This is a genomic window from Entomomonas moraniae, from assembly GCF_003991975.1.
Taxonomy (GTDB): Bacteria; Pseudomonadota; Gammaproteobacteria; order Pseudomonadales; family Pseudomonadaceae; genus Entomomonas; species Entomomonas moraniae.
Map to the genome: position 1 here is coordinate 2,281,952 of NZ_CP029822.1, position 22,867 is coordinate 2,304,818.

A 22,867-nucleotide genomic window follows, 5' to 3' on the forward strand; every position below is an offset into this window, starting at 1 on the left:
AAAATACTTAGGCTAATTTTAATAACAACATCCCAATAATTAAAACGATAATACCTAACCAACCTTTCTTTTTTAAATGTTGGTTAAATAAAATAGCCCCCATGGCAACTGTTGCTAAGATACCAAACCCACCCCAAATAGCGTAGGCTACTGATAAATCTATTCCCTTAACGGACTGCGCCAATGCAGTAAAAGCACCCAGTACAAAAATAATGGCTAATATGCCCATCCCACGGCGCTTAAAGCCGTTAGAATATTTTAAACAAATATTTGCTAAAACCTCTAAGATAATAGCCAGCCCTAAAAAGGCTGCATGAATCCAAGTAAAATTATCCATATTAATTATACCTCACGTACAGAATAGTCAGCCTTCTGATCGGATGAGATCACACCGGACTTAGTACCTGATTTAATTAATAAAATACCAACAATAATCAATACTAAACTCACTACTTTTAATACACTGATATGCTCATCAAATAACAAAACACTCACAATAGTGATAAGCACAATCCCAATCCCTTCCCAAATAGCATAAGCCACACCGACAGGTACTTTTTTCAAAGATAGAGACAAGCAAAAATAAGATATACCAATCAATCCATACATGACAATTAAGCCAAGCATAGGAAAATGTTGATCAAATAGTTTAATTGAAGACGTTCCCGTCACTTCAAAGAAAACTGCTAAAAATAAAAAACTCCACGCACGCACGATACTTTCTCCATAAAAACACTGACGTATAAGAAGCCCATAAAAATTATAAATTTTAATTGGATCGCGCTACTAATACGCAAGCATTGTATTTATTATTTAAATTATTTAAATATAGGAAAAAGAGACTTTAACGACCACCTCGCCAGCAGTATTCGAGGGATATTAAAAAACAACTTGTACTTATAAAACTATTTTTTTGTATTGACATGATGCCTATATTATAACAGATAGGCTTTCAAATTTATAGCCCAGTTTAACAACTGGTTACAACTACCTTTTAAAGGTAGCTGTACTTTAATTTAAGATAATGTTGCATCAATAAAAGCAGCAAGCTGTGATTTAGACACGGCACCCACTTTAGTGGCAACAGCTTCGCCATTTTTAAAGATCATTAGCGTAGGTATATTACGAACACCATAAGTTTGTGGCGTTTCTTGATTGGCACTAATATCTAGCTTACAAATTTGTAACTTACCGTCGTACTCATCAGCAAGCACATCTAACACTGGTGCAATCATCTTACAAGGCCCACACCACTCTGCCCAATAATCAAGCAATACTGGAATATCCGATTTTAGAACTTTCTCAGCAAAATCATCATCTGTAACATGAATAATCGTTGACATCATAAACCTCTTCTTTGATAAAACTTAACTAATTATAACATTGCTGATATAACTTTAAACAAGTTATTCACGATGATAATGTTTAGTAACGTAATAAGGATTTATTAATTATGCTGTAAATAAAAATTATCTAGAGTAAAATAGATACCTTTATTCACACTATTTTAATATTTTGTATCCTATGAGTAAAACTGAAGACCCAATCTACCGCATCATCTTCCTTAATCAAGGCCAAGTCTACGAAATGTATGCTAAACAAATTTATCAAAGCGACTTATGGGGATTTCTTGAGATAGAAGAGTTTATTTTTGGTGAGCGAACACAGGTCGTTGTCGACCCCAGTGAAGAACGGCTAAAATCTCAATTTGATGGTGTCAGCCGTAGCTTTATTCCTATGCATAGTGTCATCCGTATCGATGAAGTTGAGAGAATTGGTATCGCTAAAATAACAGATGCAAAAAACCCAGCAGGTAATGTTATGCCATTTCCTATGCCACCACTCCCCACAAAATAAAACAGGTTATTATTGATTAATTTCTTTTAAATAACCTTTAAATGCTTTGCCCAAAATATAATTTGCTTGTTGTAATTCTTGCGGTGTCAAACGCTCCGATACAACATCAGCTCGGTCCATTGCAAAATCTGATCCGTTAATACTGGCTATTTTATATATAACATAAGCCTGCAAGTTATCAACTGCTACGCCTGTTCCCATACTATACATGTCAGCTAAACGGACTTGTGCATCAACAGAAGCTTGGCTTGATGCAGCCTTAAGCCAATATATTGCTTCTGAAAAATCAGGTGGTATAAGTTTACCATCCGAGTAGTAAATGCCTAATAAATACTGCGCATCCTTATCACCTGATTGTGCAGCCAACTTGCATTGACTAATCATAAATGCTTGCTGATCGGGTGAAACTTTAAGCGAGCAAGAGGTAGCTTTCGGCAAAGAAATTCCCTCCGCCAACACATGACTAGATAAAAAGAAGAATAAAAAATTTAAAAAATAAAATTTACAATCTCTATATTTCATAGTCTTATTGACATCACCCATAATTATTAGCCACATACAACTAGCTTCTGCACAAAAGTTTACGCTCTTTTTTAATAATATAAAGGCTTAACAATAATTTTTTTCAGCTATTCGTTATTCATTAAATTTTGTGAAGTAGTTAACTGATCCCAGAATGACTTTATCACTGTTTTTTTGATCAAGGAGCAGCGATACAATCGAATCTCTAAAGGAATAAACCATTGCTCATCGCCACAGATAACCAATTCATTCCTTGCCAACTCATTGCTCACACTTAACTTAGGTAACCACGCCACGCCTAATCCTTCAATAGCCATTGCCTTCAAACTATCAGCAACTGCCGTTTCAAATAGCTTTACATAACGCAATTTAGACTGCCTTAATAGTAGATTAACAGAATGGCCTAAAAACGCACCCTGCCCATAAGCAAGCAAAGGAAACTGATGCTGATTGCTTATAGTAAATAGTGGCCTTTTGTTATCATCTAACCCACAAACAGGCACCATCTCCGTTTGACCTAAAACAAGCCAAGGAAAAAGCTCGGTAGGCAACTGTAACGCAGATTCAGGATCATGATAAGCTAACATTAAGTCACAGGCGCCTTCACGTATCGCTCGTGTTGCTTCCCCTACATTAGAGGCAACTAGCTGACAAGCAACCGAAAGTCCTTCTCTTCTAAGCCTAGCCATCCACTGAGGGAAAAAACCTTGCGCAAGAGAGTGCGCTGCAGCAAATCTTAAAATTTCACCTTGTGTTGTTTCTATATGGTGAATATGGCGAACTACTTCATGCAATTGCTCAATAATGTTACGGGCTGTTATCAAAAACACCTGCCCTGCCTCGGTTACCTCAATAGGCGTTCTTGAGCGATTAATCAAAGTAAAGCCTAAAACATCTTCAAGATTTTTAATCCGACGACTAAACGCTGGTTGAGTCACAAATCGTTGCTCTGCTGCCTTAGAAAAGCTACAGGTAGTCGCTAATACACTAAAATCTTCAAGCCATCTCAGTTCAATATTCATTTTGAAATCCATTACCGATAACACATTATGCATTTCTTGCATACTTTAGCAAATAATAGCATTAGCAAGTTTTTTTTTAAACTCCTATCATGGCTTATCTTTGAATAAAAAACACCTTTAACTAAAGAGATTTATTATGTCTGATTCTGCATTTCGTATTGAAAAAGATTTATTAGGCACACTTGAAGTACCTAGTGATGCCTATTATGGGGTACAAACTTTAAGAGCAATCAATAACTTTAAACTCAGTGGCATCACACTTTCCCACTTCCCAAAGCTTGTTAATGCCTTAGCTATGGTAAAGTGGGCAGCAGCAGCGGCCAATCATGAACTAGGTTATCTATCAGCCGAAAAACATACAGCTATCGCTAAGGCTTGTGAGCGCATCACTAACGGCGAATTTCACGATCAATTTCTAGTAGACATGATCCAAGGTGGCGCAGGCACATCAACCAATATGAATGCCAACGAAGTCATTGCGAATATTGCATTAGAAGAATTAGGCCACCAAAAAGGTGAATACAAATTCTTACACCCTAATAACGATGTTAATATGGCACAATCAACCAATGATGCCTACCCAACAGCTATTCGTATTGGTTTACTTTTAGGTTATGACTCACTATTAGATGCACTGGCTAAGCTCCGCGATGCTTTTGCAGCAAAAGGCGAAGAATTTGCCCATGTTATTAAAATGGGACGCACACAATTACAAGATGCCGTTCCAATGACCTTAGGTCAAGAATTCCGTGCATTTTCTACCACATTAACCGAAGACCTTGACCGTATTCGTTTACTGATCCCTGATTTACTTCGTGAAGTCAACTTAGGTGGAACCGCTATTGGAACGGGTATTAATGCAGATCCTCGCTATCAATTTTTAGCTGTACAACATCTCGCTCGTATTACAGGTCATGCGTTATTACCTGCAACAGATTTGATTGAAGCAACTTCAGACATGGGTGCCTTCGTGCTACTGTCTGGTATGTTAAAACGTACGGCGGTTAAACTCTCTAAAATTTGTAATGACTTACGCTTACTTTCAAGTGGTCCAAGAACAGGGATTAACGAAATCAATCTTCCTCCTAGACAACCTGGTAGCTCCATTATGCCTGGTAAAGTAAACCCTGTAATTCCCGAAGCAGTTAACCAAGTAGTGTTTGAGGTAATTGGTAATGATTTAGCCGTTACTCTGGCGGCAGAGGGCGGACAACTACAATTAAACGTAATGGAGCCATTAATTGCGTATAAAACATTTGACTCTATCCGTTTATTAACTCGTGCGATGGATATGTTACGTATACTTTGTATTGAAGGTATTACAGCTAATGAAGCACGTTGTAAAGACTTAGTAGAGCACTCAATTGGCTTAGTTACTGCATTAAACCCTTATATCGGTTATGAAAACTCAACCCGTATTGCTCGTATTGCCTTGGAAACAGGAAAAGGCGTTCTTGAGTTAGTACGTGAAGAAAAGTTACTGAGCGAAGAAACCTTAGAAGAAATTCTAAAACCTGAAAATATGATTGCGCCACATCTAGTTTTAAATGATTTGACCAAACATTAATTTTCATTTTCTATCTGTTGAATACTGTCGAGTCACTCTTTATTAGCTCGACAGTATCCATTTCCATTATAAAATCTCCTATCAAACTGACGTATCCACCTATTTCGTTTATAATGCTTGTTTAATTTTACACATTAAGGAATTATTATGAACACACCTCCTCAGTGCCCTGTTTGCGGTATGGATAATACTTATTTTGATGGTACTTTATTTATCTGCCCTGACTGTACCCATGAATGGGCCACCGGTGAAGAAAACATTGCTACAGGCGAGCTTGTTGTGAAAGACTCTAATGGAAACTTACTCCAAGATGGTGACGCTGTCATTTTGATTAAGGACCTCAAAGTTAAAGGTTCCTCTCTCGTCATCAAAAAAGGAACTAAAATCAAAAATATTAGACTCTGCGAAGGTGACCACAACTTAGATTGTAAGGTTGATGGCGTGGGCCTAAAACTAAAATCTGAGTTTATGAAAAAAGCTTGATAGATTAAACTAATAATCCAGTTTTTAGTCTAAATCTTCTTTATAAATGAATAAGAAGGATTGCTGTCAGGCTCCCTTCTTATACAATGAGCTTACCACACAATATTTTCTAAGGTTTTTTATGCAATTGCTTCATACGATTAAAGAATTACGAATTTGGCGTAAAGATAAAGACTTTATAGGCTTTGTCCCCACGATGGGAAATCTACACAATGGTCATTTGCAATTAGTCAAAGAAGCCAAAAAACAAACAGATCATGTTGTTGTCAGTATTTTTGTGAATCCTATTCAGTTTGGTGTAGGAGAAGACTTTGAGTCATACCCAAGAACATTAGATCAAGACATTGAAAAGCTCGTTGATGTTGGCGTCTCAGCAGTTTTTGCCCCCGAGGTTAAAGAACTTTACCCAACCCCACAGGTAACATTTGTTGAACCATCCGATATTCAATATCAACTATGCGGAGCTTCTCGCCAAGGCCATTTTAGAGGGGCCGCTACCGTTGTTAATAAACTATTTAATATTGTACAACCTAACATTGCGTGCTTTGGTAAAAAGGACTTTCAACAGCTTTTTATCATTAAAGAAATGGTGAACAATTTAAATATGCCGATCAAAATCATCGGTGTTGAAACAGGCCGTGCAAATGATGGGCTAGCACTTTCAAGCCGTAATGGTTATTTAAGCGACGCAGAAAGGCTACAAGCACCCGAGCTTTATAAAATACTGCAACAATTGCAACAAGCAATTCTAGAGGGGGATAATAACTACACAAACATGCTCAATCAAGCAACAACACATCTGAACACTCATGGATGGCAAGTTGAGTATCTTGAAGCACGTAGCGCAAAAACACTATTACCTGCACAAGTTGAAGATAAACATTTGGTTATTTTAGCTGCCGCTCGTCTTGGAAAAACAAGGCTGATCGATAATATTGAAATCACCTTATAACTTGACTGCCCCTTTCACAAGGGGCAAGACAGGCAACTAAGCTAAAACGCGCCGAGGCAATAAAAAGCTTAACAAAAATATAGCAGCTGCGGAAACAACAATGGCAGGCCCCGTTGGGGCATTTGAGTAATACGAAAAGACCAGACCTAAACAAACCGCTAATATACCTAAAATACTCGCTCCAACCGCCATTTGCTCAGGACTTTTAGCATGCCTTTGCGCTGTTGCAGGGGGGATAATCAACAAAGAAGCAATAAGCAAAACACCCACAATTTTCATCGCAACCGCAATCACAATAGCAACCATTAACATCAATGCCAAACGAATAATCGCAACAGGTAACCCTTCAACAGCTGATAACTCTTCATTAACAGTAATGGACAATAAATGCCGCCACAATGCAATTATTAAAATCAATGTTAATAAACAGCCACCTACAATCCAGTAAAGATCAGTTTGTGTGATGGTTAGAATATCACCAAACAAATACTCCATGACATCAACCCGCACATTAGGCATAAAACTAAGCACCACCAATCCTAGGGATAAGGTGCTATGAGCTAAAATTCCCAGTAATGTATCAGATGCCAACGGTTGTTTACGCTGTAGGCTCACTAATAAAATTGCAATCAACACACAACAAATAATCACTGCAAAGGTTAAGTTGATTTTCAGCATGAAGCCTAAAGCAACACCCAGTAAAGAGGCATGCGAGAGTGTATCTCCAAAATAAGCCATTTTACGCCACACAACAAATGAACCCAAAGGCCCTGCCACAATAGCAAGAGAAAGCCCTGCAATTAATGCAAACAAGATAAAACTAGGCATGGTTACACCCATCCCCACAGGTATGTTTATTTATAACTTGCCCATTCAAATTATGCTGATGATCATGGTGATGGTGATATATTGCAAAACTATTGGCGTGACTGCCGAACAACTCTTTAAATGCAGGATCATGACTCACTTGTTCAGGATGCCCAGAACAACAGATATGTTTATTTAGACAGATGACTTGATCAGTATTCGCCATCACTAAATTTAGATCATGCGATACCATTAGCACGCCACAGTGGTAGCGGCTACAAATAGCACTAATCAGCTTGTATAACTCCACTTGCCCATTAATATCGACGCCCTGCGTTGGTTCATCTAATACCAACAACTGGGGTCTGCGTAGCAGTGCCCTAGCCAATAAAACCCTTTGTAATTCACCACCAGAAACTCCATGCATAGACTTTTCGAGTATATGTGAAGCCCCAACCTCTTTCATAACCGTATTAATCTGTTCATCGGTTATATTAGGTAATAATTTTAAAAACCGCCTCACACTCAAAGGCAAACTCGGATTCAGTTGTAGTTTCTGAGGAACATAGCCTATGGTTAACCCATCTTGTCGCCATACTGTTCCAGAACTTGGTGTTAAAAGCCCTAACAAGGTTTTTAACAACGTTGTTTTACCAGCACCATTAGGCCCAATAATCGTTACTATCTGATCAGAATAAATACTCAGATTAATATTATCAAGAATAGACTGTTCACGAAGCTTTACATTTAACTGCGTCACTTCAATAAGTAGTATGCTCATACCGTTAATGGCTCTTTTGACAGTCAGAACATAGCCCAAGCACTTCTACTGTCTGATGACTGACTAAAAAACCTGCTTTATGTGTAGCTTCTTCAATAGATTTATTAATAGCCATATATTCGAGCTCTAGTGCGTTTTTGCATTGACTACAAATTAAAAAATAGCCCTCATGCGTATGCATTGGGTGAGAACAACCCACAAAAGCATTACATGAAGCTAAACGATGAATGAGTTGATTCTCCAGTAAAAAATCTAGAGCACGGTACACCGTAGGAGGCGCTGCATTACGACCGTCTTCTGTAGTTAGCGTATTAAGAATATCATAAGCTCCCAAGGGCTGATGGCTCTGCCATATAAGCGATAGCACACGCTTTCTTAAAACAGTCAACCTCACGCCACGATCTTGGCACAACTCTTCTGCTTGTTGCAATGCTTTATCAATGCATGTTTGGTGATCATGTTGATGAATTAAATTTTTAGCTTTATCCATTAGAATACTATAACGTTATTTTTTGTTATGTTATTATATAACATATTCATCGAGGGGGCTATATGCGTCTTAATAAACTTATTACTACCTATTTAAGCTTAATACTCATAGCATCGAGCTTAGCACAAGCTAAAGAGATAAAATTACTCACTAGCATAAAACCTATACAACTGATAGCTGCTGCAATTCAAGAGGGTATCAGCACCCCAGAGGTATTACTCCCCGTTGGCGCATCAGCACATCATTACTCATTAAGACCCGATGATATCCAAAAGATTCAAAATGCCGATCTATTTTATTGGATAGGTCCCGATATGGAGATATTCCTTACCAAAACGGTTGCCACGCGAAACAATAATGCAACAGCCATTCAGAAACTACCGAATATTAAACTGCGTCACTTCAGTGAAAATGAAAAAGACCACGATGAGCACGACCATGAACATCAAGCAGGCCAAATAGACCCACACCTTTGGTTGAGTCCTGAAAATGCTAACATCATAGCTACCCGAATGGCAGAGGATCTCTCAAAGCTAGATCCAGAGAATAAAGAACACTATCAGCACAACTTACAAGTTTTTCAAACTGAACTTAATGCAACCGACCGTGCAATCCGTGATGAGCTAGATAAAGTCACACTCGTTCCTTTCTTTGTATCCCACGAGACCTATGACTACTTTGAGGCAGCCTACGGAGTTAAGCATGCGGGTGTCTTTAGCCTAAATAGCAGTGTACAACCGGGTGTTAAGCAAGTAGCAGAAATGCAAGAGCGCCTAAAAAGCATGGGAAATAGTTGTATTTTCTATGAGCCACCTATCAAACCAAAACTCATTGATACATTAACAAATAATCTACCCGTTAAGAGCTATGAGCTTGACGCCATGGGAGCAGAAGTACCCATGACAAGTAAAGGATACCCTGCGCTTTTGAATGAACTTGCTAAGCAGCTACTGCAATGTAAAAAATAATGTCGTACAAGGCTAGTTATGCTTAATCGCCTCGACTTTATTCGGTAAGAACTGCCATACAAAGTAAGATAGTATTGCTAATAATGTACCTGCAATCACTAGCACAAACTCATGGGCATTCACAAAGGCTTCTTTTGCCGCATAAATTAATTGTTCGCTCAGCTCAGGCCTATCGATATGTTTTGCCACAGAAAAGGCCTCGCTGATAGAGCTCTCGACTAAACCAATCTGTGCTGGTAATAAGCCATCAGGAATAACAATATTATGTGAATAAATAACGGTCAGCATCATGCCAAATAAGACGATACCGAACCCAGCACCAAGTTCATAAGCCATACCCTCTATCGCACCTGCTGACGCTGATTTATTAACAGGCGCTGTTGACATAATGGCTGTTGTAGACGCTAACAAAGCAATACCCACACTCAATCCTAACAGAACCATCAATGCCCAAGCTATGTAGGGGGAAGTCAAAAAATCGCATAAAGCCAATCCAAAAAAGCTAAATGAGCTAATCACTATTCCACCCGTAGCCACAAGCCGTAATCCAAAACGTACCACTAACCAACCTGCTATAGGCCCACCAAAGCCACTGGCTAACATCAATGGCAGCATAAATAATCCTGCTTTAAGTGGCGTTAAGTCGTATACGAATTGTAATTCTTGCGCCATCAACAGCTGAAAACCCACAATACTTATCATGGCTGTCATCGCCATGACTGTACCCATTGCTAATACTTTCTGCTTCAATAATGAAAAATCAATCATTGGTGCTGTGCTGTTTAATTCATTTTTAATAAAAGAGAAAATAATAATAAAGCCCGTAATACCCAATATTAGAGGGATAACAAATTCTCCACTTGATCTAAACATTGTTTTTATTGCATAAATCAACAGTAAAATTCCCACAATAAAGAGTAATGCCTTACCAATCTCCCACTTCTGTTGGGTATTTTGCTCTTGATAAGGAATAATAATGAGTATGGCCATAATAGCGAAAATAACAATAGGAATATTTATTAGAAACACAGAGCCCCAATAAAAATACTGTAATAAATACCCACCAACTAATGGACCAATTGCAGCGCCAGCCACACCGACAGTTGCCCAGATACCTAAGGCCATGGCTCTTTCATTATCATCGGAAAACGTTTTACGCACACCCGCCAACGTAGCGGGTAAAATCATTGCAGCACCTATGGCTAACATAGCGCGTGTAATGATAAGCACAATAGCATTAGGTGCTAATGCAGCACCCAATGAGGCAAAGCCAAAAATAGCCAACCCGATGACCGCCAGTTTTTTGTAACCTAATCGATCACCTAAAGCCCCCATTGGCAATAATAGCCCTGCCATCACTAATGAGTAAATATCTATAATCCATAACAAATCGTTGGCTGAAGCTGATAACTGTACGCTAAGAGTCGGGACAGCCACATGCAAAACCGTTGCATCAATCGATACAGGTAAATAGATTACTATAATTAACGATAAAATTAGCCACTTGTTCGACATCATAACCCTCTTTAAATTTCTGAACATGCGTTCAAGTTGCAAATTCTATATAAAAGTTGAACACATGTCCATATTTGTTCATAATATAGATAGAAACAAAGGAAAATAAAATAAGATGGCATACTTAACAAAAAATCAACGTCATGAGGAAATATCAAAACTAGCCATGCAAATAGCGCTAGATGAAGGCCTTTCAGCCATCACCGCAAGACATATTGCGGCTAAAGGGAGCTTCGCTATAGGGCAAATACACCATCACTTTCAATCCATAAGCCAATTAAAAGCCTTGGCACTCCATAAAGTTTCAGATGACTTGATGACCCAAGCAGAACAAAACTACATCAATATCTCGATACCCGAACAACTCATTAATATCATTAGCCCTATCGAAGGGGAAATGGGGTCTATGATGAGAAAACTTTGGAGTGAAGCAGTTTTTCTGGCAGAACGTGATAATGAAATAAAGAAAGCCTATAAACAATCTATCGAAGAATGGCATCAAGCCATTGTTAAACTAATAAATCAAGGCAAAAAACAAAATATTTTTAATACCCCTATCCCCACAGAAACAGCATGGGAGCTTATCGCATTGAGTTGCGGTTTTGATAACATTGCAGTGATTGAAGAGTTTCGATTTGAAAAGCATATTATTAAAAATTGTATTTATCGCATCCTTCAAATCAATCCTCCTCTTATCTAATAGTAAAGAGCAACCAATAACTTAATCGTTTCTACTTTATCATAGTAAACATCACATAACATTCCATTGCCTTTTCTGCCGCCTCATCCACCGTATTAGCCCAATAAATCCCTGCATTCTTTTTAGGCGATAAACCTGCTTTACCTAAAGTCTTTTTCACATCATTATTAAGCCCAGATAGGATCACCACCATCCCTTTGGACTGAATATGCTCAATCATTAATTTGAAGGCCATTAAGCCTGATAAGTCGATAAAAGGAACGCTTTGTAAATAAATGATAACAACCTTCGTGCTACCACCAATAGTCGATAACCTTGCCATAGAATCTATGGCTTTACGGGCCACGCCAAAAAAGAAAGGCCCTGTAATACGGTATTCTAAAGCAAACGATTTATCAATATTGACACGCTGACGGCCCACTGTTTCCTCATCGGATAAAAGGTCAATCGTTGTAAGCTTTGCAACCCTTCTCATAAACAAAGCACAAGCCAATAGCATCCCAATCATCACCGCAATAACCATATCAAAAATAATGGTCAGGCTAAGGCAAGTAAATAATACTAATTTATCTTGTCGGGGCATCATCGGAAATATCCCTTTAAAATACCTGAAATCAGCCATCCCCCAAGCAACTACTAAAAGCAATGCAGCCAAACTCGCCATTGGCAAACGATTTAAGAAAGGCGTAAACAACAATAAAACCATTAACACAAAGAGTGAATGTATAATCGCTGCTAACGGCGTTTTTGCACCTGCTCGAATACTGGTGGCAGTCCTTGCCAAAGCACCCGTAGCTGCGAAGCCACCAAAGAAAGGGGCAATAATATTGCCAATTCCCTGTCCGACTAGCTCAGCATTAGGTTTATGGTGAGTATCCGTCATACCATCAGCAACCACAGCGCATAACAATGATTCAATCGCCCCTAATAGTGCAATCGTGAAAGAAAGCGGTAACAAATCCTGTATCATTTTCAAAGATAAAAAAGAACTACCTGTAACATCTGTCCATGGCAAACTTAAGGCAGGCAATATCGCAGGGATCCCTACATACTCTTTTCCATCCAAGGTATAACTAAAAACTGAATAGATTGTTCTAAATTCTAAGCCAAAATAAGAAAGCAATGCACCTAGTGCAACAGCTAAAAGTAAAACAAATAAATGAGGAGGAAACCCCTTAAGGATTTTAGGAAAAATTAGCATACCTGCCAATGTGGTGCATCCTAAAAAAACATCAGCCCAAGAGGCTTGAGTAATAACTTGCGCGATTCCCTGTAAACGAGAAATAAAGTCAGTTCCTGATACTGTAGGAATAGCACCGAAAAAATCGGGGAGCTGTGTTAACGCAATAACCACTGCAATTCCCATACTAAAGCCAGTCACCACTGACTGCGGAACGAAGAAAATCATACGCCCCAAGCGCAACAAGCCCATCAGCAGCAAAATGATACCGGCTAGAAAACTTGCTGTTAATAAACCAACAAGCCCATATTGATTTGTAATCGGTTGTAAAATAATGACAAAGGCGGCTGTTGGTCCAGAAATATTAAAGCGAGACCCACCACAGATAGCAATAAAAAAGCCTGCAACAATTGCTGTATACAAGCCATACTGAGGTGCAACACCTGAGTTAATTGCCAACGCCATAGAAAGGGGTACTGCAATCAAACCAATCGTTAAGCCCGCTATTAAATCCTTTTTAAAAAAGCCTAACCGATACCCTTTCATCGACTCTATGAAAGGAATAGAATCAATATAACGAGAAATAGACACGATAATCCTCTTATCATTATCAAATGAAAATATAAAAATGCATTTATCGGAACATCATAGCCGATTTAACAAAGATAAACAAAGAGCATGTCATAATTTCTCTTTCTGAATCCGTTTATCAAAAATTAAATAGCGCTCTCAGTAACAGTGACGCAAAAATATAATTATTCACCGACAATCTAATAAAAAGAAATGGGGCTAAAAACTATAGTTAACCCCTACGCTAGTTGTTGTATCTTTATAACTATCATGACTAAATTGATGTCCCACATTAAGCCATAGACTAAGATTGCTAGTCATACTCCCCTCAACACCTACTTTAATTTCAGCAATATTTTTAGTCCCTGCTTGCGAGATCTGCTCGTTATCCATACTCACGCGATAGTTTCTCGAGTTATGTAACCAATTCACTTCTACATAGGGGCTAACCGATGGCATCGTAAGATTGCTAGATTGCTCAGGCACTAGCATAATGCGTGTTCCTAAGCGAGTTTGTATATTATTTTTATTAGCTCCAACAAGCGTACCATTATTTTCAGTATGGTTGTCAGCTTTAACGCCTTGCCATATTAACTGACTTTGCGGTTGCAACCATACTTCATAACCCTTACGCAATGAGCCAAGATTAAGTGCATAACCCACTTCTATTGAGCCTGTCATTCCTTTTAGGTGATATTTTTCCTGTTTAAGCTCTTGACCATTCACCTTTGCAGTAAAGTGATTCCATAATGCCCAAGTATCAATATACAACCCTTTTTTATCTATATTATTTTGATACCACGTACCATAAAGGCCCATGCTATAGCCTTTTAATTCAGTACTTGTACGGTATTTAGTTAATTTAGACTCTGCTTTACCGTGCGAATAACCATAACCAACCATAGCACCTAGATGAAAGCGATCAATGTCATTACTACTCCACTGGGCAATATCACCACCTAATTGGGTCATATTTCTATTCGTTTTAGAGGTTAATAAACCTGTCGAATCTTCAAACTGATTATTTGTATACTGATGCCGTAACCATAATGTTGTGGTTTTCTTTTGCCCGGTCACAGGATCTATATACATTCTTTCAGGTTGACGATCGTGTAATCTAAGACCAAACATAGCATTGGCTGTACTTAAGTTGCTCAAATACCCCATCGCTTCTGGACGGACGGTATGTATATTCCCATTTCCATTCCCATTAGGATTATACACACTAGTTAAATACCAGCTTTGATCATCTTGACCTGTTGCGGAACCTTTAATCAAACTATAATCGTAGGCACCTGCCACTATACGGCCATTCTGTATAAAGGCCCCATTATCTGAAGAACCTTTTACATCGATTATCTTAATTCCTTCAATGGTCTGCGCACCCGAACCACCGAGATTATTAACAGAAACATGCGTTGTGCCTGTAGCATTTCCTTCAATAACTAATTGATCTGTTGCCGAACTATCATCGCCAAGTTGCGTCCCTAAAACAAGATATCCATCTTGTCCTATATAATCACCAGTTATCGTTAATACAGTACCTGCTGTTGACCCAGAGAGGTTAGTAACACCTGCATTGATTAATGTTGAAATAGTTTGGTTATAACCATCAAAAAATAAACCACCGCCTTCATTAACCGTATAAGATGAATGACTACTAAACGTATTGGCTAACCCAGCTTGTAATATCCCACCGTCACCAATTAGCGTACTACCTGTATAATCATTTGCTCCAGTTAATATAGTTACACCTGATAAAGCCTCTACAGTACCTTGACCATGAATAGCTGAACTCAATGTATAATCGCTGTCCGTGTGATTAAAAACCAATACACCAGTTCCTGCGCCAAAGCGGATAGAGTCCGCATCGATAACACCAGCACCAGTCGCTTGCTCACCTTTTCGACTACCGATTGCTAGCTCTCCATTAGCTGTATACATGTTTGCAATAATAATCTCTTTGGCTGAGGATAATGTTGCATTTTCAGAGACAATTAATGTGCCTTTACCCCCGTTTCCAACAACAACACCACCATTTGTCGCTGTAGCCGTTGTATTATTCCCTGTAATCACTAATAAATTATCTTTTTGATTACTGATTTCATTGCCAACTGTGATAGCACTGGCTCCAGATCCGTTGACCGTAAGTTTTGCTCCATCACTAAATACCGCTTGACCAAAATTATAAGTACCAACAATGAATCGCTGATCTGTTGACAATTCACTACCATTCCCCTGAACATTTACAAATCCCTTGGTTGCTTCACCGCCTCTTGACCCTACCCAAAGCCCCTGCTGTAAAGTTAATTTTCCACCATCAGTAATATTCAAATAGCCTTCTCCTCCTTGGCTACCGATTGAAAACTCACCGATGGAACCTGTACTGGTTACTAAACTTCCAGCACCAGAAATATTTAATGTCCCCGTTGTATTTATGGAGCTATTACTACCACCATCACTAGAACCTCCTATGGCAAAAGGATAACTGTAGCTATTACCAGAAATAATTACTTTTCCACCGTTAATAATATTCGCTTCACCATTACCACCCTTAAAGCCAACTCGAAAGATACTGGTCGTCAGCTCTCCCCCTTCAGAAATTGTTAATTTTCCATCGCTGGCTGAGCCTACAGTTGTAATAGAGTCCGATAATTTATTATCAATTACTTTTTCTTCACCATTTTTTATATCCATGGCCATGGCGTGATTTTGCATTAACAATGAGCAACTTACTGCCAATGCAATTATAGAATGATATTTCATATAAAATAGATTTTTACCAGCGGTTTCTAAAAACTTATATCCGGTTAGCAACCTTTAAAATAGATATGCCAATAAAGGATAAAGACGGTCGATAGTATCCTTTCATAGGATGACTATAGCTTTCTAGCTTTCTTGAAAGATAAACAAGATCAAGACATTAGTATAAATTGTACTTTAGTGTTATATAAAATACAATGTCAATACCGTATCATACACTGTTACATGTAGAATTAAGAGAACTAGTTCATATAAAAACAATTTAAGAACTACTAGAGAACTTTACTTAATTTGATCAAGTCTAATTTATGCTTGTAATAATCACTGTTTGATTAAAAGTTACAAGCATAAACTTTATTTTAGGACTTTCAATACATCCATTTCTTCAGCCACTAATTAACGCCGACAACCTTCATCTCGCTAGGGTATTCGATGGAAAACTGTATAGAACTCTCTTTTTTCCCTTGTGGAGCTAGGGTTAAATCCCAACTGATTTTCCCCTCTTCATCATGCTTAATTACTTTAGGATCAGGTGATAATTGTTTAACCGTTATTTTTTCATTCTCAGAAACAGGAACTTGATCAAACACCTTAATTGTTTGAGTGGTTTTTTTATTATTTTGTACCGTTAATAAATACTCATAAGTTACTTTATCATAGCCACCAGTGAATCCTGTTTTCTCAGCGAAGCGTTTAATCGGTTTATAGGTTACAGAAATACCTTCATCAACCCCCAGATCAAGTTTTAATGCTTCTTTCGGCATCGTCGTTTTTAAATAGCTACTGGTAACAAAGCGATTATCCATAAACACATTGAGCTTACCAGCTATCAATGGAAAATCACTGTTATTTGTTGCAGCAACTTGCAAGTACGCCGCTGAAGCAAGCTTGGGCACAGTGATATAATTTAGCTTATGAGGTAACTCAAGCTCTGTAATTGAAACGCTTTGCTCGCGACCACCACTGTTCAAAGAAATAGTATTAGCTATATCGAATGATGCACTGGTCACCCCCATATCCACAGAGGCTAATTGTTTTAATGCTTGCACTTCATTTTTAGGCACGGCCATTGCTGGAGCAGGTGCTGGTATATCGGCCATTGCCGTATATGATACTTGTTCAGCAACTGCTACCTCATGGAGCTGATCAATAGACCATACTTGTAGTTTTGGAATATCACTACCTAAATTAGGTTTAGCTGTGGAAAGGGTTAATTTAACATTACTCCAATCTTCACCCGTTCTTTGTTGCACAATACCAGAATAATCTAATTGTAATTGATCGCTCTTGGTATTAAAACGAACATCATAACGGGGATACCATATAGCATTAGAAGTAACATAACTTAAATCCACATCAACTTTACTAGGTTGCTGCAAATTAACGCGAACAACTATATCTTTTGTTTGTTTATTACTGCGTAAAATAGGCTGACGCTCGCTCTCAAGATTTGTTAATTGCTCATCTATTTTTTCGATTTCCTTAGTAATTTGCCGTTTTTTTTCTGATATTATCAGTAAATTTTCTTTCGAAAACTGCATGATATTTTTTAACTCTTGCACAGAAGGTCTTGAGCCGTCTTTATTAGTAGCCAAGACTCCTAACTGTAAAGTTTGAATAAATCTTTGCTGATTAGTCAATAATGCCTGTTGATCTGTTAATTTATTTCTTTGATCATAGAACTGTTGAATAGCTTCAGCTATCTTTTGCAACCTTGGATTCACATCACTTAAGCGCGCTTGTTGTTTGGTTGTAACATCTAATACTGTCGCTGGATTACTACTTAACACATTGACCTGTACAGAATTATTATCTAATTGCACAGGTAAATTTTTAAAATATAATTCATGCTCACCCGCTGGTAATATCACTTCAGCTTGCCTATTAATGGATGCTCTATCAGCATAAACTGTCACTGCTTTAATGCTTGAAGCTAATTCTTTTTGTGCACCATAGGTGTAAAGACTTAATGTGCCTAAACAAATCACTGATAACCATCTTCTCATCATCGTATTCCTTTATAAACCAATCACTTGAGTATTAACAGGATAATCCACTGTAAACTTAATCGGTATTTCTTGTTTCTCCATTGGCTTAAGGGTTATATTCCAGCTTATTTTTCCTTCTTTATCGGCTTGAATAGTGTTAGGTGACAACAGTTTTACTTTAATTTTTTCATTCTGTGAAACAGGAATATGATCCGCAATAGCTAATGCAATAGGTTTATTTTTATTATTCTGAACAGTGAGGAGATAATCATAGGTAATACGTTCACCACTGTTAGTAAACCCAGTTTTCTCAGTAAAGCGTTTTAGTTGTTTAAATGTTACCTTGACCCCTTCATCAACACCTAAACCCACTTTCAAGGTATCATTAGGCATAGTGATACCTAAAGTACCTCGAGAAATAAAGCGCCCATCCATAAAAATATTTAACACCCCTGCTAATAAAGGATAATCTGAATTGTTTTTTGTGGTTGCTTGTAATAAAGCCACTTCTTTTAGACGTGGTACAGTTTGATAAACCAAATCTGCCTGTAAATTATCAAGACTATAAATCACTACTTTTTGCTCATCGCTGCTGGATAATAAGGTTGTTGGCTCAGCGATCGTAAACGCTGTATTCGTTAAGCTCGTACTGATACTGGCTTTAGGTGTGAATGCTGGTCTAGGTTTTTTACTACTCATATCAGCTCTGGCTGCTTTGTACTGCATTCTACTATCACGAGGACTACCCAATACTCTTTCATTATATTGTGCCACCGTCCATGGTTTTAACTCAGGTACTGTACCACTCAATGATGGTTTTGCTGTAGACAAGGTTAGTTTTACCCCTTGCCAATCTTCTCCAGTTTGCTGCGCAACATTCGCTAAATAATTCAACGATAGTTTTTGTTCTTTACTACTAAAACGGGCATCATAAATTGGTGTCCAACTGGCACCATAAGTCACATAGGTTAAATTAACCTTAACCATTTCTGTTTTTGGCACGTTTACTTTAACTGTCACGTCTTTTACTTGTGATTGTGTTTCGTCAAATAGTAATGTTTGGTTATCCTTTAAAACTTGTAATTGCTTCTGTAATTGCTCTTTTTCAGTACTCAATTGTCGCGTTTCTTCCGACAACTTTGCTAGGCTAACGCTGGAAAAATCCATTATTTGTTGAACTTGCTCTAAACTCGGCCTGTTTGCCCTACTATCCTCACCAACAGTACTTTTTTGGGCTTGGTCAATAAAGTTTTTTTGATTAACCAATAAAGTTTCTTGATCATCTACTTGGGCAAGTTTTTCTTGTAGAACTTTTATTTCTTGCTCAACCACTCGTAAACGTTCGTTAGCATTACTCACTAAATAATGATGGTTAATATTAATATCTTGAATAATAACAGCTTTTGTCGCTTTGATATCAAGCTGTAGAGATTGATTATCAAGAGCGTTCGGTAGGTTCTCAAAAACCAATTCGTATTCACCTGCGCTCAATTGAATTTGAGCATGACGAGTAACCGCTGCACGGTCATTATAAACAGTCACTTCTTTAATAGTCGAACTCAGTTTTGTTTCTGCCTGACAACAAAAGGCAACACTTGCTAAACAAATAATCGATAACCAATTATTCATATTCTCTCCATCGATTAATAAAACGTTATCTCATAAAAAAAGATCCTGTATTGCGATACTATACAGGATCTTCTTTAGTCACTACAATTTCTGCCAATCTTTTACAAGTTAATAATTTTACTACGTTGTTCATTGAGTCGGCTGATGGCTTGCTCAGCTTCAGCTAGTTTTGCACGCTCTTTCTTAATCACCTCAGCCGGTGCCTTCTCCACAAAACTAGCATTACTTAGTTTGCCCGTCGTTCTCTGTGCATCAGCCGTTAGCTTTTGAATTTCTTTATCTAAACGAGCAAGTTCGGCTTCTTTATCAATCAACCCTGCAATAGGCACTAGTACTTCCATATCTCCCACTAATGCGGCGGCAGCAGGTGGTGCATCGCTTCCTGTAAGCAAGGTTACTGAATCGAGCTTTGCTAATTTCTTTAAAAATGCTTCATTATCGTGTAAACGACGCTCATCTTCAACATTGTAATGATTAAGTAATACATCTAACGGCTTACCAGGATTAATATTCATTTCGGCACGAATATTACGAATCCCATTAATGAAGGCTTTTAACCATTCAATATCGGCTTCGGCTTGCGTATCAATCTTCGCCTCATCTGCAACAGGATACGGCTGTAGCATAATGGTATCACCAGATTTACCTGCAAGCCCTTTAATGCTTTGCCAAATTTCCTCAGTAATAAATGGCATAAATGGATGTGCAAGACGAAGAGCGGCCTCTAACACCCTTACTAAAGTGCGACGTGTACCGCGTAAGCGCTCAGCTGGTGCATTTTCATCCCATAATACTGGCTTAGAAAGCTCCAAATACCAATCGCAATATTGATTCCAAATAAACTCATAGAGCGATTGCGCGGCTAAGTCAAAACGGAATTGGTCAAGATGACGAGACACTTCTGCTTCTGTGCGTTGTAATGCAGAAATAATCCAACGATCAGCCAAGGTAAGCTCCACGGCTTCATCCTTTTGGCCACAATCTTGATTTTCACATTGCATTAACACATAACGTGCCGCATTCCAGATTTTATTGCAGAAATTACGATAGCCCTCAACACGGTTCATATCAAAGTTAATATCACGCCCTGTTGAGGCAAGCGAGCAGAAAGTAAAACGTAACGCGTCTGTACCGTAAGCCGCGATACCATCGTCATATTCTTTACGGGTTTGCTTATCGATTTTTGCTGCATCTTTTGGGCGCATTAAGCCCGAGGTACGTTTTTTAACCAAGGTTCCCAGATCAATACCATCAATAATATCTAATGGGTCTAACACATTACCCTTAGATTTAGACATTTTTTGGCCTTGTCCATCACGCACCAAACCATGGACATAGACAGTTTTAAAGGGTACTTGAGGATTACCTTTTTCATCTTTAATTAAGTACATGGTCAACATAATCATTCTGGCAACCCAGAAGAAAATAATATCAAAACCAGTCACTAAAACAGAGCTTGGGTGGAATGTTTTTAAGAATTCGGTTTGCTCAGGCCAACCAAGAGTTGAGAATGTCCAAAGTCCTGAACTAAACCATGTATCCAATACATCAGGGTCTTGTTTTAAAACAATATCAGCCGCAAGGTTATACTGCTGGCGAACTTCATTTTCATCACGCCCTACATATACTTTGCCTTGCTCATCGTACCATGCAGGAATTTGATGACCCCACCATAATTGGCGACTAATACACCAGTCTTGAATATTACGCATCCACGCGAAGTACATATTCTCATATTGCTTTGGTACAAATTGAATACGACCATCTTCTACGGCTTCAATCGCAGGCTTAGCTAGCTCTGATGCTTTCACATACCATTGATCGGTTAGCCATGGTTCAATCACAACACCCGAACGATCACCACGAGGAACTTTCAACGCATGATCTTCGATCTTCTCTAACAACCCTTGTTGTTCAAAGTCAGCAACAATGGCTTTTCTTGCATCAAAACGATCTAAGCCAGCATAAACTTCGGGCAATACCGTATCAATATCCGTCTTAACCGAACCATCAATATTAAAAGCTTGAGCTGTTTTTAAGATAGCTCCATTAGCATCTAATACATTTATTAAGGTTAGGTGATGACGCTTACCTACCTCGTAGTCATTAAAATCATGGGCAGGTGTAATTTTTACACAGCCTGTACCAAATTTAGGATCAACATACTCATCGGCAATGATAGGAATTTCACGATTTACAATCGGTAAGCGTAGCGTTTTACCAATTAAATGTTGATAACGCTCATCATCAGGGTGTACAGCAACAGCGGTATCACCTAATACTGTTTCTGGGCGTGTCGTTGCCACGACTAAATAGTCTTTACCTTCTTTCGTTTTAGCACCATCGAGTAATGGATAGCGTAAATGCCATAAATGACCTTTTTCATCATGACTTTCAACTTCAAGATCAGAAATCGCCGTGTGGAATTTACAATCCCAATTCACAAGGCGTTTACCACGATAGATCAAACCATCATTATAAAGGCGTACGAAGGCTTCTTTCACCGCATTAGACAAACCTTCATCCATCGTAAAGCGCTCACGACTCCAGTCAACGGAAGAGCCTAAGCGACGAATTTGACGTGTGATATTACCACCTGACTCAGCTTTCCACTCCCACACTTTTTCAATAAACTTTTCACGGCCTAAATCATGGCGGGTGATATTTTGCAAACCTAACTGACGCTCCACTACCATTTGAGTCGCAATACCTGCATGGTCAGTTCCGGGCTGCCATAAAGTATTTCTACCCTGCATACGACGATAACGAATCAAGGCATCCATGATGGCGTTATTAAAACCATGCCCCATGTGTAAACTGCCTGTCACGTTAGGCGGTGGAATCATAATCGAATACGGATCACCTTTACCTTGTGGAGCAAAGTAGTTATTAGATTCCCATGTTTGATACCATGAGCGCTCAATACTGTCAGGTTGATATGTCTTGTCCATAGGGATAGCTGTCTATTCTGAATTTATTTAGTAAATAATTGATTATAGCAAAAACTATTCGCTATCACAGAAAATAGTTTTATCTCCTTTCTGCTGTAGCTAATCTATTCTGCTTAGTCAAA

Annotated in this window: 20 protein-coding genes; 6 read left to right on the top strand and 14 right to left on the bottom strand. The window is 38.4% G+C overall.

Annotated features, from left to right (window positions below):
- Positions 1–7 precede the first annotated feature (7 nt).
- The 3 genes from mdtI to trxA all read right to left on the bottom strand — a co-directional run bounded on the left by mdtI (position 8) and on the right by trxA (position 1,346).
- Positions 8–337, bottom strand: coding sequence for a multidrug/spermidine efflux SMR transporter subunit MdtI (gene mdtI, locus DM558_RS10695; RefSeq protein WP_127163997.1), 330 nt, complete (start codon positions 335–337; stop codon positions 8–10).
- A gap of 5 nt (positions 338–342) precedes the next feature.
- Positions 343–714, bottom strand: a complete 372-nt coding sequence (locus DM558_RS10700) for a DMT family transporter (RefSeq protein ID WP_127163998.1) — start codon at positions 712–714, stop codon at positions 343–345.
- Positions 715–1,016: 302 nt separating this feature from the next.
- A complete protein-coding gene (gene trxA / locus DM558_RS10705; RefSeq protein WP_127163999.1) occupies positions 1,017–1,346 on the bottom strand; it encodes a thioredoxin TrxA in 330 nt (109 codons plus the stop codon).
- Between the two features lie 178 nt (positions 1,347–1,524).
- On the opposite strand from trxA, the gene DM558_RS10710 reads away from it, so the two are divergent.
- Positions 1,525–1,857 carry a DUF1820 family protein gene (locus DM558_RS10710; protein ID WP_127164000.1) on the top strand — a complete coding sequence of 111 codons (333 nt, stop codon included), beginning with the start codon at positions 1,525–1,527 and terminating at the stop codon, positions 1,855–1,857.
- A 9-nt stretch (positions 1,858–1,866) separates the two neighbouring features.
- Here DM558_RS10710 and DM558_RS10715 read toward each other — a convergent pair whose 3' ends face one another.
- A complete protein-coding gene (locus tag DM558_RS10715) occupies positions 1,867–2,415 on the bottom strand; it encodes a tetratricopeptide repeat protein (RefSeq protein WP_127164001.1) in 549 nt (182 codons plus the stop codon).
- A 71-nt stretch (positions 2,416–2,486) separates the two neighbouring features.
- The gene (locus tag DM558_RS10720) at positions 2,487–3,401 is read right to left on the bottom strand and encodes a LysR substrate-binding domain-containing protein (protein WP_109701718.1); all 915 of its coding nucleotides are present in this window, start codon (positions 3,399–3,401) and stop codon (positions 2,487–2,489) included.
- Between the two features lie 136 nt (positions 3,402–3,537).
- On the opposite strand from DM558_RS10720, the gene aspA reads away from it, so the two are divergent.
- The 3 genes from aspA to panC all read left to right on the top strand — a co-directional run bounded on the left by aspA (position 3,538) and on the right by panC (position 6,403).
- Positions 3,538–4,968, top strand: coding sequence for an aspartate ammonia-lyase (gene aspA / locus DM558_RS10725; protein WP_164731444.1), 1,431 nt, complete (start codon positions 3,538–3,540; stop codon positions 4,966–4,968).
- Between the two features lie 147 nt (positions 4,969–5,115).
- Positions 5,116–5,451, top strand: a complete 336-nt coding sequence (locus tag DM558_RS10730; protein ID WP_127164003.1) for a zinc ribbon domain-containing protein YjdM — start codon at positions 5,116–5,118, stop codon at positions 5,449–5,451.
- Between the two features lie 121 nt (positions 5,452–5,572).
- Positions 5,573–6,403 carry a pantoate--beta-alanine ligase gene (gene panC, locus DM558_RS10735; RefSeq protein ID WP_127164004.1) on the top strand — a complete coding sequence of 277 codons (831 nt, stop codon included), beginning with the start codon at positions 5,573–5,575 and terminating at the stop codon, positions 6,401–6,403.
- A 36-nt stretch (positions 6,404–6,439) separates the two neighbouring features.
- Here the strand turns inward: panC and znuB are convergent, their stop codons facing one another.
- The 3 genes from znuB to DM558_RS10750 are packed head-to-tail and all read right to left on the bottom strand — an operon-like array spanning position 6,440 to position 8,481.
- Positions 6,440–7,231, bottom strand: coding sequence for a zinc ABC transporter permease subunit ZnuB (gene znuB / locus DM558_RS10740; RefSeq protein WP_127164005.1), 792 nt, complete (start codon positions 7,229–7,231; stop codon positions 6,440–6,442).
- Complete coding sequence (znuC, locus tag DM558_RS10745; RefSeq protein ID WP_127164006.1) at positions 7,224–7,991, bottom strand: zinc ABC transporter ATP-binding protein ZnuC; 768 nt, start codon at positions 7,989–7,991, stop codon at positions 7,224–7,226. The genes znuB and znuC overlap by 8 nt, the downstream gene beginning before the upstream one ends.
- A 4-nt stretch (positions 7,992–7,995) precedes the next feature.
- Positions 7,996–8,481, bottom strand: a complete 486-nt coding sequence (locus DM558_RS10750) for a Fur family transcriptional regulator (RefSeq protein WP_127164007.1) — start codon at positions 8,479–8,481, stop codon at positions 7,996–7,998.
- Positions 8,482–8,543: 62 nt separating this feature from the next.
- On the opposite strand from DM558_RS10750, the gene DM558_RS10755 reads away from it, so the two are divergent.
- On the top strand, positions 8,544–9,449 hold the full coding sequence (locus DM558_RS10755) for a zinc ABC transporter substrate-binding protein (RefSeq protein WP_127164008.1): 906 nt from the start codon (positions 8,544–8,546) through the stop codon (positions 9,447–9,449).
- A 12-nt stretch (positions 9,450–9,461) separates the two neighbouring features.
- Here DM558_RS10755 and DM558_RS10760 read toward each other — a convergent pair whose 3' ends face one another.
- Positions 9,462–10,967 carry an MFS transporter gene (locus DM558_RS10760; RefSeq protein WP_323368259.1) on the bottom strand — a complete coding sequence of 502 codons (1,506 nt, stop codon included), beginning with the start codon at positions 10,965–10,967 and terminating at the stop codon, positions 9,462–9,464.
- 112 nt (positions 10,968–11,079) lie between these two features.
- On the opposite strand from DM558_RS10760, the gene DM558_RS10765 reads away from it, so the two are divergent.
- Positions 11,080–11,664, top strand: coding sequence for a TetR family transcriptional regulator (locus tag DM558_RS10765; protein WP_127164009.1), 585 nt, complete (start codon positions 11,080–11,082; stop codon positions 11,662–11,664).
- Between the two features lie 31 nt (positions 11,665–11,695).
- Here DM558_RS10765 and dauA read toward each other — a convergent pair whose 3' ends face one another.
- The 5 genes from dauA to DM558_RS10790 all read right to left on the bottom strand — a co-directional run bounded on the left by dauA (position 11,696) and on the right by DM558_RS10790 (position 22,745).
- Complete coding sequence (dauA, locus tag DM558_RS10770) at positions 11,696–13,435, bottom strand: C4-dicarboxylic acid transporter DauA (protein ID WP_127164010.1); 1,740 nt, start codon at positions 13,433–13,435, stop codon at positions 11,696–11,698.
- A 198-nt stretch (positions 13,436–13,633) separates the two neighbouring features.
- Positions 13,634–16,132, bottom strand: a complete 2,499-nt coding sequence (locus DM558_RS10775; protein ID WP_164731445.1) for an autotransporter outer membrane beta-barrel domain-containing protein — start codon at positions 16,130–16,132, stop codon at positions 13,634–13,636.
- A 437-nt stretch (positions 16,133–16,569) separates the two neighbouring features.
- Complete coding sequence (locus DM558_RS10780; RefSeq protein WP_127164012.1) at positions 16,570–18,186, bottom strand: mucoidy inhibitor MuiA family protein; 1,617 nt, start codon at positions 18,184–18,186, stop codon at positions 16,570–16,572.
- Positions 18,187–18,195: 9 nt separating this feature from the next.
- Entirely contained in the window at positions 18,196–19,794 is a 1,599-nt protein-coding gene (locus DM558_RS10785) for a mucoidy inhibitor MuiA family protein (RefSeq protein ID WP_127164013.1), read from the bottom strand.
- Between the two features lie 101 nt (positions 19,795–19,895).
- The gene (locus DM558_RS10790; RefSeq protein ID WP_127164014.1) at positions 19,896–22,745 is read right to left on the bottom strand and encodes a valine--tRNA ligase; all 2,850 of its coding nucleotides are present in this window, start codon (positions 22,743–22,745) and stop codon (positions 19,896–19,898) included.
- Positions 22,746–22,867: the final 122 nt, after the last annotated feature.